The following is a 14,389-nucleotide window of genomic DNA, read 5'->3' on the forward strand; positions in this document are numbered from 1 at the left end:
TGTCATGAGCTCCCCCTATGCCGACACGCTCATCGTGATGCCGGCCCTCAACGAGGAAGAGGCGATCACAGCCATCATCCGCGAGGTCCAGGAGAAGCTGCCCGGCATCGCCGTGCTCGTGGTGGACGACGGCTCGATCGACAGGACCGCTCTCGTGGCCCGTCGCGAAGGCGCCCTGGTCCTGCAGCTGCCCTTCAACCTCGGGGTCGGCGGCGCCATGCGCGCGGGATTCCGATTCGCGCTGGCCAACGGCTTCCGCAACGTGGTCCAGGTCGACGCCGACGGTCAGCACGACCCCGGCGACCTTCCGGCGCTGCTCACCCAGCTCGAGACCGCCGACCTCGTCCTCGGGGCACGGTTCGCCGGGGTCGGGACATACCGGGTCCGCGGCCCCCGCCACTGGGCAATGGTCGTTCTTTCGAGTGTTCTCAGCAGGCTCGCGAAGACCACTCTCACCGACACCACGAGCGGCTTCCGGGCCAGCGGCCGCCGAGCAGTCGAGCTCTTCGCTCGCCACTACCCGGCCGAGTACCTCGGCGACACGGTCGAGTCGCTGGTGATCGCTGCACGGGCCGGCTGCATCATCCGCCAGGTTCCGGTCGCGATGCGCGAGCGCTCCGCGGGAACGCCGTCGCACAACCCGTTCAAGTCCGCGATCTACCTCGGACGAGCCGGCCTGGCGCTCACGATCTCCCTTCTCCGACCGCGTGTCGTGATCTCCGACGAGGCGGTACCCGTATGAGCACCGCGAGTTACATCTTCGGGATCGTGGCGGCCTCCCTCACGCTCGTGACGGTGATCGAGCTCCTTCGCAGGCGCAGGCTGCGGGAGCGCCACATCGTCTGGTGGCTGGTGTTCGGCGTGCTCGTCCTGATCATCGCCGTCTTCCCCTCTGTCCTGGTCTGGCTCGCGGGGCTCGTGGGCATCGCCATCCCCATCAACCTCGTCTTCTTCGTGAGCATCATCGCTCTCTTCCTCGTTTCACTGCAGCAGAGCGCGGAAGCGACCCGCCTGGAGAACAAGACGCGAGTGCTCGCGGAAGACGTAGCGCTTCTGGAGTTGCGGGTCCGCGAATTGGAAGGCCGGATGGAGCACAAGGCCTCCGACTAGGCCGACGCGCACCCTGTGAACGGGGTATGAGCAGCCTTTGCGGGTACTCTTTCCCCGTGCCGAGACCCGAAGACACGATCCGAGCCAGACGCATCCGGCGTCTACCCACCTTCCTCATCGCGTGGGCTCTGACATCCCTGATCGCGACGATCTGGGCGATCGGTACGCCGCTCGCCGCTTCTCCCGATGAGCCCGCGCATTTCATCAGGGCGGCATCCGTCGCACGAGGCGACATCCTCGCCACCGGTCCGGCCGGACAGCCGGGCAGAGTGGAGGTGCCGGGTGTGGTCGCGAACACCCACGCCCTGACCTGCACTGCTTTCGACGACAACAAGCCGGCTTCGTGCCAGACGAGCGCGCCGCGGCCGCCGCACGGCTTGGTGGCGGCAGACACCTCCGCCAACCGGTACGACCCCCTCTACTACGCCCTCGTCGGATGGCCCAGTCTCCTACTCGACGGACCGGCCGCACTCTATGCGATGCGCATCGTGAGCGGCATCCTCGTGTCGGTATTCGTGGCGGCGAGTGTCATGCTGATCGCCGGTTGGCGCCGTCGTCTCGTGCCGATGCTCGGCTTGCTCGTCGCCTCGACTCCGACCCTGCTCTTCCTGAGCGGGATGGTGAATCCGAACGCATTGGAGGTCACGACCATGCTGGCCGCGTTCGTCGCGGCGCTGACGCTCGTGCTTCATCCCGACCGGGCCCACCCCGGAACGGCGGCGACAGTGCTCGCGGTCTCCGGCTTCGTGGCGGCCAACGCCCGGGGGCTCTCTCCGCTGTGGCTGGCCGTCGTGCTCATCTCCTGCCTGTTCGTCGCGCGGCCGGTGCGCATCCGGCAGGTGTTGCGCACCCGCTCGGTACTCGTCGCCATCGGCGTCGTCGTCGCAGGCGCGGTCCTCGCCGTCGGGTGGACCCTCTACAGCGGCTCGCTCCCTTCCCCGGACGGGACCGCCACGTACCCCGGTGTCGGGACAAGCCCGCTCGCCGGCTTCCTGGTGACGGTCGGAAATACGTTCGACTACGGCCGTGAGATGGTTGCGCTGTTCGGCTGGCTCGACACGCCCGCTCCGTTCATCGTGTTCTTCCTCTGGTCGGCATTCATCGGGGCGGGGGCGGCTGCCTCCCTCATCGCCCTCCGGCGTCGTCGCCGTGTGCTGGCCATCGTCGGGATGTGCGTGTTCGTCGCGCTTCCGGCGGTGGTTGCCGGCCTTTATGTCACGAAGGGCGGGTACATCTGGCAGGGGCGCTACGCGCTTCCACTGTTCGTGTGCCTGGTCATGCTCGTGTCGGCGATGCTGCCGCCGCCTCGCTCTCGCGGCAGGGTGCTCGTGGCCACCGTCGCGACGGGGTGGTGGGTGGGGCAGGTCGCATCATTCGCCGTCGCCCTGAAGCGATACGGTGCTGGCTACGATGCGAGCTGGGTGCAGTTCTTCCGCCACCCTCTCTGGGAGCCACTCGGCGGGTCGATCGGCCTCATCGCGCTCGCAGCGCTCGCCTTCGCGGCCACCGCAGTAGTCGTGGGGATCGTCGCGTGCTGGGACGAAACGACCGCGGGACCTTTCCATACCCGTGGACGATCGCGCGACGGAATAAAGGATCCCGTCACCCGACCGAGTCAGCGAACGGGTACCACCGAGATCTCGATTGCGGCGGACGGACAGGTCTGACCGATTTCTCCGGCGAGCCCGGCGTCGGCGGTACGCACACGGAGACCCGGACCGAGGACCTCCGCCAGTCCACAGAGGCTCGCCGTGTCGGAAGGCCCGAGGCCGTACGCGGCGACACGGATCGGGAACGATTCCTGCGACAGTCCCGCGTGCATCTGCAGCAGCCAGAAGTTCAGGTACTTCTCCCCCGGCAGCCCCGAGCGCCAATAGGCGATGGGGCCGCCGCCGTCCAATGACTGGGAGATCGCGGCAAGGCGCGCGTCGTCGATGAACGGCTCCTCGTCTGCCAGCGCGTGAGCGACGGCCGACGACGCTCGATACGTCGGCACTGTCTGCGTCGACGACAGGAAGCCGACGGCGAGGACCACGACCGCGGCGGACGCGACCGCGCGCAGCCATCGGCGGGAGACCCCGCCCAACAGCCCGGCCACCAGCCCCACCGTGACGATCAACAGGACGACCGTGCCCAGCCACAGACACTTGACCGGATAGTAGGTCCACGGATTCGCGCCGTGACGGTTGAGGAACAGCAGTGCACCGAGGCTGACCGCGAGGCCGAGCGCGAGAAGAAGCACGCTCGATCCTCTCCCGTCTCGGAGCAGGAGCATCCGCACGATCGCGAGAACGACCGACACCGTCACCACGACGAGAGGGACGAACGGTTCGAAGACGTAGATGGCACCGGCGGCGGTGAGCGCCTTGCCGGACGCGAGCGCGGGTGGAATGGCCACGAAAACGGAGTACCCGATGAGTTGCAGAAGAGACAGCGCCACCACGGTCAGAGCAGCCCCGCGCATCCGCTTGATGACAGACCAGCGGGTGAGAACGAGCGCCAGGGCGAACACGGCGGGCACGACGGCGAGCGGGCCCCAACACCCGAGCATCACCGTCCCGCTCACGAAGAGAGTCGTCAGAGCTGTAGCCGGGCTGTCGGCGAACCGAACGTAGGCGAGCCAGGACAGAAGCGCGATCACGATCACGATGTCCGCATTGAAGAACCCGAACTCGATCTGGTACCCACTGACGAACCACGACAAGGGGAGCAACGAGGCGGCAGCCGCGACGATCGAGACGAAGATCGGACCGCCGACCGCGAGGCTCGCAGCCACGATCCCGGCCACGAAGCACGTGAGTGCGATGACCAGCAACCAGACCAGAGCGAAGGAGCCGATGTCTGCCTGGAGCAAGGACCCGGTCCCCCCGCGCCGGCCCGACACGAGACCGAGTGCCAGCAATGCAGGGGCCAATGGCGCGGGGTTCCCGTCGGCGCCGGTCGGGATGCCTCCGGCCGTGACCAGGTCGCGCGCAATGAGGAGGTTGTTCGCGGAGTCCCCCCGCATCGTCCACGCGATACGGGGGCCGCCGGTGAGGAGGCTGCCGACGCCGAGCGCAAGGAACCAGGTCAGGGGCCCCAGGAGCGCGCCCAGCCAGACGATGCGCGGAGGAACCGGAGTGCGGGAGACAGGGGAATGCGCCTGCGGAGCCAGGCATGCCCACACCGCCGCGCTGGTCGCGGCCACCACGACGGTGACGAGGATCCCGGAATGCACTCGTGCCGCGAGGACGAGCGAGAGCTGGACCACTGCGAAGAGGCCGGTCACCGTCACGGCGAACGCCAGCGTCCATCCGACACGCCCGCGCAGTGCGAGGAAGACGGGAACCGCGCAGAGGATCAGATGGAACCAGATCGGCCACCCGACGGCGACACAGCCGGCGGATGCCACCACGAGCACCGCGAAGAGGACCGACGACCATCTCGCGCGCCAGAACGCACTCATACGGCAGCGGGCCGCCGACCCCGGTTCCTGCCAAGGAAGAACAGGTGGGTCGCGAGACCCACCAGGGGCCCGACGCAGAGCGCCACCGCGCTCTTGACCGCCGGGTCCAGCGGGAGCAGCAAAGCCCCGACGACAAGGAGCGCAGCGATCACCCATCCCGTCGTGAACCCGACATGGTCGTTCCGGGCGAGCGTCGCCGGCCCGGTGACGCACAGCGCGGCGGTCGCACCGGCCGAGGCGACGATCAACGCGATCTCCCACGCGCTGATCGGGAAGTCCTTGCCGAACCAGTGCAGCACCTCCGGCCCGATCCACCAGGCAAGAAGGGCGGCGATCGCGGTGACGATCGCCACCCCGCCGAGGATCGTGACGAGCGTGCGTCCTAGACGCGCCGAATTGTCTCGGAAGTAGACGACGAGAAAGCTCTGCATCGCGAGAACGGGTATGACGAGCGGTGCGCGGGTCAATGTGACGACCGCGATGACCGCGGCAGCAGCGACCGGCTGTCCCGGCGACGTCACGCCGAGGAGGAACGGAAAGCCGCTGACCATGATGGCGGTCGCAGCCGAACCCACGACGGTCCGCGATGCGTTCCATGCCAGTCCACGGAATCCGACGTCCAGTCGGGTGCGTCCTCGGATGCTGGACCGCACGATCAGCCAGGTCGCGGCGATCGAGAGAGGGAAGGGCAGGACCATCGCGACGACCAGGACGAGGAGCGAGGAGCCGGTCCAGGCACCGACCGCGACGAAGATCGCTCGCAGGGCCGCGTCGATGGTGATCATCCACGCGAGCACGATCCAGCGATGGAGCCCGTAGAGGGTGCCGCTCAAGGCGGCGACGAAAACATATGATGCCGCCCCGGCACCCACCAGGACGACGATCAGGACCGGATCCGTGCGGATCGTGTCGGGAGCCCAGAACAGCCCGGCCACGACGAACACGACGAAGGCGACGACGGCAGCCGTCGCCGCGAACCTCCCCGTCACCGAGCCGCGGGGGTGCGGGGCACCAGGGGCGACCACCACGGTCGCCCGCGAGACTTCCTGCTGGATGCCCGCCAGAGCACCGACGACCAGATACAGCACGGACCACACGATGCTGTATTGCAGGTACTCGACGTCGGAGAGCGCAGCGAGGACGACGGCCTGGAGGAGGTAGGTGAGCCCACCTGCGATGACGGTGGCGATGAGGATCGCCGATGCGCCACCGAATCGGGGTGAGGCTTTCGCCGGTGCGGCGGGGGGCGGCCCGTCAGCGGATGCGGTCACTCTGCCCCGCCATCCAGTCCTGCAACAGGGCCACGCCCTCGGAAAGCCCGTTGACCGGCCGCCAACCCAGCCTCTCGACCGTGGACCCGATGTCGCACGATGCGCTGCGGACGTCCCCGTCGCGGAACTGCCCGGTGATGTGCGGCTCGGGCGCGCCGTGGTACGCCGCGATCACCGTCGCAAGCTCCAGGACTGTCGTCGCCGTGCCCGAGCCGACGTCGAAGACGGCACGATCCACGACAGAGCCCGGGGCTCCGAGAACGGCGGCGAAGGCCGAGACGACGTCGTCGATCAAGACGAAATCGCGGGTGATCGCGCCGTCTTCGTAGACGGGTATGCTCCGGCCCGCCTCTGCGAGCTGTGAGAAGAGGGAGACGATTCCGGTGTACGAGTTGATCAATGACTGGCCGGGCCCATAGACGTTCTGCAGGCGCAGCACCGAGACCTCGGCCTCCTTCGCTCCCGCCCACGCCGTCAGGATGTTCTCCTGTGCGAGTTTCGTCGCGCCGTAGACGCTCGTCGGCGCGGGTGTCGTCGTTCCCGCGCTGGACGGCAGCGGTCTCGCGTCACGGAAGTCCCACTCGCCGGCTTCGAACTGTGCGTGCGAGCGCTGGCCCGGATAGAAGGTCTCTCCGCTCTCCCGCTGCCAGCGCCCTTCGCCGTAGACGGCCCGGCTGCTGCTCAGTACGATCCGGGTTGGGATCGCATCGGCACGACCGAGCGCATCCAGCATTCGCGTCGTCCCCGTGACGTTCACCTCTGCATGGCGACTCGCCGCCTCGAGCGATTGGGCGGTCCCCGTCTCCGCGGCCAGGTGGATGATGACGTCGGGACGGAAATCGTTCAGGAGCGAATCCCAGACGGCCGCGTCGGTCACATCGCCGACGACCAGCTCCGCGTCCGGGTGCAGGCTCGCCGGCCGGCCCGAATCGGCGTGGACCTGAGGGTGGAGGTTGTCGAGGACCACCCACCGCCCGGCTTCTCCCGCGAATCGCTGAGACAGCGCGGAGCCGATGAAACCGGCTCCACCGGTGACCAGGACATCTCCGCTCGAGTTGCTCATCGTGAACCTGCTTCCGAGATGCGGGGGATGTAAGCGAGGCGGCGGCTCATGCGGCGGGCGCGGTGCGCCGCACACGAGACCACCAGTACCGCAGTCCTCGTCCAGGTCCCCAGCTCTTGATCGCGAGAGCGTGTTTCTCGACGCCGTGCCAGCTCGCCCAGGCGAAGGCTCCGGCGATCACCAGGCAGATCAGGGTGTACGGGACGTACCCGAACCGGTACCAGCCGAGCTGCGCCACCATCTGCTGGACGAGGAATCCCCACACGTACAGGCCGTACGAGTAGTCGTTCTTCGCGAAGAGCCGTTTGAACGCGTCCGGCAGTTTGGCGGCGAGCCAGAACAGCACGTATGCGAACGCGGGGAATCCGACGACCTGGAAGCCGCCCTTGAACGCAGTGAAGACGCTGATCGCACTGCAGAAGAGGAAAAGCCGCCAATCCAGCACGATCTTGTCGGCGTACAGCGCGAAGGTTCCGCCGATCATGAAGATCAAGCCGAGGTTCACCAAGAACTGGTCGCCGAGGTAGGGAACGATGCTGTTGAAGCCCGCTCCGGAGAAGCGCGCCATCTGCATCCCGAGCAGGACGAGCGTCAGCAGCGGCAGAAGTATGCGGAACCGCTTGAGCACGCCGAAGAGCACGAAGGCGCCGATGATGAGGTAGCAGGTCCACTCGTACGTGAGCGTCCACAGCGACCCGTTGAACACGCTGCCGCCGCCGACCGCCTGTCCGTACGGGGTCTGCGCGAAGATGTCGTTGATGCCCCACTGGTGGATGGTCAGCTGCCAGTTACCGGTGATGTACTGCAGCGGCCCCGCCGGATAGGCGGTGAAGTACTCCTGGAGGCTGCGCCCCTCGGCGAGCCAGAAGACCGGGCCGATCACGAAGGCGGAGAGGACCAGCACCGCCAGGAACGCGGGGAAGATCCGGAGGATCCGCGCCCACATGTACTGCAGGATGTCGTTCCGGGTGCCCGACTTGGTGATCAGGTAGCCGCTAATTGCGAAGAACCCGATGACGGCGAACCCGCCGAGGTTCTGCTGGTTCTCGCTCCAGCGCTGGACCGGGTCCTCGCCACGGCCGCTGAGGGGGAACCCGTGCGAGACGATGACCGCGGCGGCCAGGATGATGCGGATGAGGCCGAGGGCGTTGTGGCGACCGCTCAGCCCCTCGTTCAGCGGGACCGCGGCGGCGGCAGAGCGCAGCCAGCCGCGCGTCGACGCCAGCGCGCGCGCCGGGCGCCCCGGAGTGCCCGGGTCGGACGTGACCGTGGTCGTGGGCGCGGAGGACGGGACGAGCCCGTCCTCTTCGCGTTCCGGGGTGCTGATTGCCATGAGTCGCCTACTTCTTCCGGCGCAGCCGGTTCTGGACCTTGCGGACGACGACCTGGGGGCCGCCGTTCCGGAGATAGTGCACGACCAGTTCGGCGTCGTGGCGGAGTCCGTGCTTCTTCCGCCGCGCGGGTCGCGCGGAGGGGACGAAGCCCGGCTGGAAGGTTCCGTCGGCGACGAGGTCGGCGGCATGGTGCGGGGCGTCGACGAACGCGACCAGCGGCTCGAGCACCGACTCCCACGTGTAGGACTGCCGGACGCGCTTGAGGTTGCGGACCGCCTTGCGCCGGAACGCGTCGTCGAAGAGCACCCGCTCCAGCGCCTCCGCCAGAGCGGGGACGTCTCCGGCGGGCACGGCGATCCCGAGCGATTCCGCCCGGACCAGGTCGGCGAAGTGGTCGCCCTCGGTGACGACCATCGGGAGCTCCGCCCACAGGTAGTCGAGGATCCTCGTGCGGAAGGAGAAGGTCGTCTCGATGTGGGCGTGGTGCGTGCTGACGCCCGCGTCCGCCTCGAGCAGGTAGTTCTGGCGATCGGCGAAATCGACCCACGTGTCGTTGAAGACGACGATGCTGTCGAGCACGCCGAGCTCCTTCGCGAGGCGACGGGACTCCGCCACGATCTCCATCTCGGGCACTCCCGGGTGGGGATGCTTCACCCCCTGGAAGAACAGCCGGACCTGGGGATGATTCTCGGCGACGACGGCGACGGCCCTGATGAGCGTCTGCGGGTCGAACCAGTTGTACAGGCCCCCGCTCCAGATGAGGATCTTCTCCTCGTCGCCGAAGCCGTCGCGGACGCCCCGCAGCACCGGCTTCACGTGGACAGGCGGCTCGCTCGCGAGACCGAACGGCACGACCGCGAGGAGTCCGTCGAGGTCGGGGTCCCCCTCGTAGGTGGCGGGGTTGACCCGGCCGAGTCCGGCCAGCTGACCGAGGTAGAAGTGCTTCTGCCTCTCGGACGCGCAGAGGAAGAAGTCGGCGCGGGCGAGCTGCTCGTTGAGGACCTCCGTGGCGTCCGCCACCTGCCGCTTCCACTGCGCTTCTGGGAGCTGCCTGGCCTGCTCGAGCTGCTCGAGGTGCATAGGGTCGTAGATGTCGGCGACGATGATCTTCGACGACGTCCGGATGGATTCGAAGAGTGCCATCGCGAGCCCTTGGAAGACGATGACGTCCGCCCACTGCTCCATGGCCTTCATCGCGCGGTCGTCGCCCGGCCGGACGTGGGCCAGGTCGAAGGGCGCGGTGATGTCGCCGACCCCCTCGAGGGAGACCAGGGTGACCGAGTGCGTGGCGGAGAGCGCCTCGGCGATGTTCCAGGCGCGGATCGCCGGTCCGGCCATCCGCTGTCCGAGCGGATCGCCGGTGATCACCAGGACCTTCGTGCCGACGGGCCCGTCGAGCACGTCGAAGGACTCGACGAGGGACTCGTAGCCCTCGAGGTAGCGGTCGGTGGTGAACGACGGAGCGTCGTTCTGCCCGAACAGGCGCCAGATCTGGGCGTCGGAGACGACCCGCGTGGCCTGGATCTCCTCGCGCTGGGCGCGCAGCTCGGGGAGGCGGGACACGAACTGGTCGATCGCGTAGAGGCTCGACAGCGCGACCTTCGGCACGTCCGCCTTCTCGGCCGAGTCGTCGTCGCCGGAGCGGAGGTCGAAGACGGTCGTGTCGACGCCGCCCTTCTCGATGCCGCGGCGCACGCTGAGGGCCATCGTGGCCTGCAGCGTGGTGCCGAGCATCTCGTCGCCCAGGTTCTTGTACTGGGTGTAGAGGGCGTTGCGCTCGAGGAGGTAATCCTCCTTGTAGGCCCCGAATCCCCCCATCGACGCGTGGTGCTTGTGGAATGCGACCGAGCCGGGCTCGTAGACGTAGCGCCACCCGGCGAGGTTGAGCCGCCAGCCCAGGTCGACGTCCTCGAAGAACATGAAGTACGCCTCGTCGAAGCCGCCCAGGGCGTCGAACACGTCGCGCCGGACGAACATCGCCGACCCCGTGCCGAAGAGCACGTCGTGGGCCCGGCCGTCTTCGGCGGGCGCCGGCTCGGCGGTGAGCGGCTTGTAGCCCATCCCGAACCAGGTGAGGGCAGCGTCGATGTAGTCGACCTTCTCGCCCTCCCAGTCGAGGACCTTGCTCGCGATCGCGCCGATGCGCGCGTTCTCACCGAAACGGGCGACGGCCGCCTTGATCCAGGCGGTGTCGGGGCGCGCGTCGTTGTTGAGGAACGCGACGAACTCGCCGCTGCTGCGCGCGACTCCCAGGTTGCAGCCGCCGGCGAATCCCAGGTTCTCCTGCGACTCGACGATCACGACCCCGGGGTCGGCGTCGGCGCGGAGTCGCTCGAGACTGTCGTCCCCCGATCCGTTCTCGACGACCACGATCTCGAGACGTTCGGCGGGCCAGTCGATCTCCCGCAGATGGCGGAGCGCCTGGAGCGTGTCCTCCGTCCCCCGGAAGTTCACCAGCACTACCGAGACGACGCCAGGTTTCCTCGCTGTCATTGCATCCTTTTCATTGCGGGCAATGGCGACGATTCTAGCAAAGCCGGTAGAGCCGCGCCCGAGACGCGCGTGCTACTGTCCCTAGCGGACTTCTTCGAACGAGAATACGGAACTCAAGTGTCAGATGTGGATGCGCGGAAGCGCACAAAAGTCTTGGTCGTCACCCCCGATTCGCTCGGCAAGCGGATGGCGGGTCCCGCGATCCGCGCATGGGAGATGGCGAAGGCCATCCACACGGTCGCCGAGGTGCGCCTGGTCTCGACCGTGGCCGCCGATCTGGAGTCGGACGACTTCCCGGTCTCCTTCACCGACGAGAAGAGCCTGCGGGAGCTCGTCGCCTGGTCCGACGTGCTTGTGTTCCAGGGTCACACGCTCTCCAGTTACCCGTGGATCAAGCGGCACGCGAAGATCATCGTCGCCGACATCTACGATCCGATGCACTTGGAGCAGCTGGAGCAGACCGTCGGAATGCCCGAGGAGCGCCGCCTGAAGGCGATCCTCGAGACCGCCGAGGTCCTCAACGACCAGATCGAGCGCGCCGACTTCATGATGTGCGCCTCGGAGAAGCAGCGGGACTTCTGGCTCGGCCAGCTCGCGGCGACCTTCCGGATCAATCCGCTGACCTACGGCGACGACGCCAGCCTCCGCCGGCTCCTCTCCGTCGTGCCGTTCGGCCTCCAGGACGCCGCGCCTCTCCAGCGCTCCCACGGGATCAAGGGTACCGTCCCCGGCATCGCCCCGACGGACAAGGTCATCCTCTGGGGCGGCGGCATCTACAACTGGTTCGATCCGATCACCCTCATCGAGGCCGTGGAGAAACTCAGCGCCACGCACCCCGACGTGCGCCTGTTCTTCCTCGGCGCCGGCCACCCCAACCGGCACGTGCCGAAGATGGAGATGGTGACACGGGCCCGCGATCTCGCCGGAGAGCGCGGCCTCACCGATCGCTTCGTGTTCTTCCACGACGACTGGGTGCCCTACGAGGAGCGCGCTGACTTCCTCCTCGACGCCGACCTCGGCGCGAGCACGCATTTCGACCACCTGGAGACGGCCTTCAGCTTCCGCACGCGGATCCTGGACTATCTGTGGGCGACGCTGCCCATCGTCACCACCGGCGGCGACACGTTCGCGGCGCTGGTCCAGGAGCACGGTCTCGGACGGGTAGTGCCGCCCACCGACGCGGATGCTCTCGCCGACGCGCTGGAAGCGCTCCTCTACGACGAGTCCGCGCACGCCGAGGCGCAGGCCAACATCCGGGAGTTCGCGGAGACGATGCGCTGGCGGAAGGTGCTCGAGCCGCTGCTCGACTTCGTCGTCGACCCCCACCCCGCGCCGGACTCCCCGCTCACGCTCGAGACGCCGCGGAACAGGATCGTCAACGACCTGCGCACGCGGATCGACGGCATCGAGTCGAGCACGTCCTGGCGGATGACCAAGCCGATCCGCTCCGCGAAGGACGCGATCCAGCGCCTGCGCCGACGCTGACCGCGCTCAGCTGCGCGTGATGCGCCGCTTCGCCCGGCTGGCGGTGTCGAACACCTTCCGCGCGGCCTCGAACCCCGGGGTGCTGCGGATGTGGGCGATCTCGGCGTCGCGCGAGCCGAGCGTCTGCTCGAGCTCGGCCTTCTGCGCCTCGAGCAGACCGACCCGTGTCGTCAGGTCCTTCACGCTGAGCGTCCGCGCCTCGACGGCGTTGACGAGTCCGTTCATCAGCTCGGACCGGAGGACCGCCGCCGCGAGTTCCCGCTGATCGATGGACTGGTGCTGGACGGCCGGTGCCTCCATGATCCGGGCCACGGCGGAGCTCAGCAGGAACTCGTCCCCGTACCGCTCACGGAGCGCGGTGGCCGCGTCCGCCGCCGCGTCGAATCCCTCGACGAGCTCGTCGGCGAGCTCTCCCGCCTCCCGCGAGGAGAAGCCGCGGCCGGAGAAGTTGGTCTCCCGCGCGGCGTCGAAGGCCTCCGGCGTGAGCCAGCCGGGGCCGCCGAAGTGGTCGTACACGAAGGCCGGCACTCCGGCGACGAGGGAGTACTGGACCGTCTTGCCGATGGAGACGACCGCGTCCACACCATGGATGTCCGCCGGCGTCACGAGTCGCTTCGGCGCGGGATCGGTCGGGGAGCCGCCGAAGCGGACCACCTCGACGCCGCGCGCGGAGAGCTGGTCGAGCGCCTCCTGGAGCTCCTGCGGCGGGTGGTTGGAGACCAGCAGGATCCGCCGCAGCCGCGCCGGCCCGTCGGGGGCGACGCGGGCGAAGTCGTCCGGCGCGGGATTCCCGAGCACGGTCAGCAGCGACGGCTCGACCCCCTCGTAGAGCCCGCTGGCGAGGTGCGCATCACGCGACTCCGGGGCCGGGAACACGATCGCCGACGCCAGGGCGGCCTCCACGATCGGCGAGTGCGGGAACTCCTGGAACTGGTAGGCCGACATGTGGTGGAACACGAACCGTGTGTCGCCCGGGTCGCGAAGGAGCGCTTCCGGGATCACACCGTGGTGGATCCAGGCGAGGTCGGGACGCTCGTCGGCGATCCGGGCGGACAGCTCCGGGTCGTCGTACCGCATCATGTCCACGCGAGGCAGCTCCGTGAGACGGGCACGCCACTCGTCGGACGCCCCGAACACGACGACCAGGACCGAGGCGCCGTTCCGGGAGAAGTGCCGGGCCAGCTCGTAGGTGACGACCTCCGAGCCCGCGATGTCGAACAGGGAGGCTTGGCCGATCAGGACGGTGGTGCCGTCGAATGGAAGCGTCATTGCTCGTCTCCTCGAATTCCGGTGGCGAGCGCGGCGATCAGGTGTCCGCTCTGCGCTCGGCGAGCCATGATCGGGCGGCGAGGCCCACCCCCAAGACCCAGCGGACCGGGGCCAGCTGCCATCCACTGTACTTCTTACGGAGGAACCGCCGCGCACTGTCGTGATGGGCCGCGACCATCGCAGCCTGGTTGGAGCGCGTAGAGTGCGCGCCTGTATGGGTCACGACGGCGGCCGGCTGATAGACGTTGCGGTACCCGGCCTTGCCGAGACGGTATCCCAGGTCAACATCCTCGAAATACATGAAGAATCCGGTGTCGAATCCGGCCACGCCGTCGAAAGCTGTGCGGCGAACGAGGACGCACGACCCGGAGAGCCAGCCCGCATCGCGCCGTACTCCCGATTCTGAGGAACGCTGATAACGGCGAGTCCACGGGTTCTCCGGCCAAAGGTTGGCGAAGAGGGCGTGCCCCACCCCGATGCGGATGGAGGGCACGTCCCGCGCGGACGGATACACCTCGCCCTCGGCGGTGAGGACGGTGGGACCGACGCTGCCGACCTCGTCGGCCTCGTTGCCGGTGGACACCAGCCTCGAGACCGCGTCCGGCTCGAGCACCACATCCGGGTTACTGACGAGGATCCACTCGATCTCCGAGGGGAGGGACGCGGCAACCTCGTTGACAGCTCCGCCGTAGCCGCGATTGGCGTCCAGCGGCCGGTACTCGGCCCCGGCCGCCGTCGCCATCCGCTCGATGGTGGAGCCGGACTCGGCCGCGTTGTCGGCGACGATCACGCGGGCTCCGGCCGCCTGCGCCTCCGCGAGTCCTGCGAGGAAGGCCGGCAAGACGGACTCTGAGTGAAAGCTGACCGTCACGACGGCGACGTGGCTCAATGCGCCTGGCTCGGACTCGGTCATGATCTG

11 protein-coding genes are annotated in these 14,389 nt (G+C 68.2%); 4 read left to right on the plus strand and 7 right to left on the minus strand.

All coding sequences use genetic code 11. The features are described from left to right. The first annotated feature begins 4 nt into the window (after positions 1–4). Genes ACFVU2_RS14305 through ACFVU2_RS14315 form a run of 3 tightly spaced genes read left to right on the plus strand, consistent with a single transcriptional unit; the run spans position 5 to position 2,777 of the window. Positions 5–742 carry a glycosyltransferase family 2 protein gene (locus tag ACFVU2_RS14305; RefSeq protein ID WP_387875468.1) on the plus strand — a complete coding sequence of 246 codons (738 nt, stop codon included), beginning with the start codon at positions 5–7 and terminating at the stop codon, positions 740–742. Further along, a complete protein-coding gene (locus ACFVU2_RS14310; RefSeq protein WP_387875471.1) occupies positions 739–1,110 on the plus strand; it encodes a DUF2304 domain-containing protein in 372 nt (123 codons plus the stop codon). The genes ACFVU2_RS14305 and ACFVU2_RS14310 overlap by 4 nt, the downstream gene beginning before the upstream one ends. A 56-nt stretch (positions 1,111–1,166) precedes the next feature. Then, complete coding sequence (locus ACFVU2_RS14315; RefSeq protein WP_387875473.1) at positions 1,167–2,777, plus strand: DUF2142 domain-containing protein; 1,611 nt, start codon at positions 1,167–1,169, stop codon at positions 2,775–2,777. Here ACFVU2_RS14315 and ACFVU2_RS14320 read toward each other — a convergent pair. Genes ACFVU2_RS14320 through ACFVU2_RS14340 form a run of 5 tightly spaced genes read right to left on the minus strand, consistent with a single transcriptional unit; the run spans position 2,726 to position 10,716 of the window. After that, a complete protein-coding gene (locus ACFVU2_RS14320; RefSeq protein ID WP_387875475.1) occupies positions 2,726–4,504 on the minus strand; it encodes a hypothetical protein in 1,779 nt (592 codons plus the stop codon). The genes ACFVU2_RS14315 and ACFVU2_RS14320 overlap by 52 nt on opposite strands. Positions 4,505–4,551: 47 nt before the next feature. After that, complete coding sequence (locus ACFVU2_RS14325; RefSeq protein ID WP_387875478.1) at positions 4,552–5,826, minus strand: hypothetical protein; 1,275 nt, start codon at positions 5,824–5,826, stop codon at positions 4,552–4,554. Beyond that, entirely contained in the window at positions 5,810–6,889 is a 1,080-nt protein-coding gene (locus ACFVU2_RS14330; protein ID WP_387875481.1) for an NAD-dependent epimerase/dehydratase family protein, read from the minus strand. The genes ACFVU2_RS14325 and ACFVU2_RS14330 overlap by 17 nt, the downstream gene beginning before the upstream one ends. A gap of 46 nt (positions 6,890–6,935) precedes the next feature. Further along, the gene (locus tag ACFVU2_RS14335; RefSeq protein WP_387875483.1) at positions 6,936–8,222 is read right to left on the minus strand and encodes an acyltransferase family protein; all 1,287 of its coding nucleotides are present in this window, start codon (positions 8,220–8,222) and stop codon (positions 6,936–6,938) included. 7 nt (positions 8,223–8,229) lie between these two features. Beyond that, a complete protein-coding gene (locus ACFVU2_RS14340) occupies positions 8,230–10,716 on the minus strand; it encodes a glycosyltransferase (protein WP_387875485.1) in 2,487 nt (828 codons plus the stop codon). Between the two features lie 117 nt (positions 10,717–10,833). On the opposite strand from ACFVU2_RS14340, the gene ACFVU2_RS14345 reads away from it, so the two are divergent. Then, on the plus strand, positions 10,834–12,201 hold the full coding sequence (locus tag ACFVU2_RS14345) for a glycosyltransferase (RefSeq protein ID WP_387875488.1): 1,368 nt from the start codon (positions 10,834–10,836) through the stop codon (positions 12,199–12,201). A gap of 6 nt (positions 12,202–12,207) precedes the next feature. Here the strand turns inward: ACFVU2_RS14345 and ACFVU2_RS14350 are convergent, their stop codons facing one another. Further along, on the minus strand, positions 12,208–13,470 hold the full coding sequence (locus tag ACFVU2_RS14350) for a glycosyltransferase family 4 protein (protein ID WP_387875491.1): 1,263 nt from the start codon (positions 13,468–13,470) through the stop codon (positions 12,208–12,210). A 37-nt stretch (positions 13,471–13,507) separates the two neighbouring features. Then, positions 13,508–14,383 carry a glycosyltransferase family 2 protein gene (locus tag ACFVU2_RS14355; RefSeq protein ID WP_387875493.1) on the minus strand — a complete coding sequence of 292 codons (876 nt, stop codon included), beginning with the start codon at positions 14,381–14,383 and terminating at the stop codon, positions 13,508–13,510. Positions 14,384–14,389 lie beyond the last annotated feature (6 nt).

This window comes from Leifsonia sp. NPDC058194, from assembly GCF_042883605.1.
Lineage (GTDB): Bacteria > Actinomycetota > Actinomycetes > Actinomycetales > Microbacteriaceae > Leifsonia.

Bases quoted from the DNA above. Each gene is read 5' to 3' on its own strand.
- ACFVU2_RS14305 (WP_387875468.1), top strand. From the start codon at position 5: ATGAGCTCCCCCTATGCCGACACGCTCATCGTGATGCCGGCCCTCAAC.
- ACFVU2_RS14310 (WP_387875471.1), top strand. From the start codon at position 739: ATGAGCACCGCGAGTTACATCTTCGGGATCGTGGCGGCCTCCCTCACG.
- ACFVU2_RS14330 (WP_387875481.1), bottom strand. From the start codon at position 6,889: ATGAGCAACTCGAGCGGAGATGTCCTGGTCACCGGTGGAGCCGGTTTC.
- ACFVU2_RS14335 (WP_387875483.1), bottom strand. From the start codon at position 8,222: ATGGCAATCAGCACCCCGGAACGCGAAGAGGACGGGCTCGTCCCGTCC.
- ACFVU2_RS14340 (WP_387875485.1), bottom strand. From the start codon at position 10,716: ATGACAGCGAGGAAACCTGGCGTCGTCTCGGTAGTGCTGGTGAACTTC.
- ACFVU2_RS14350 (WP_387875491.1), bottom strand. From the start codon at position 13,470: ATGACGCTTCCATTCGACGGCACCACCGTCCTGATCGGCCAAGCCTCC.
- ACFVU2_RS14355 (WP_387875493.1), bottom strand. From the start codon at position 14,383: ATGACCGAGTCCGAGCCAGGCGCATTGAGCCACGTCGCCGTCGTGACG.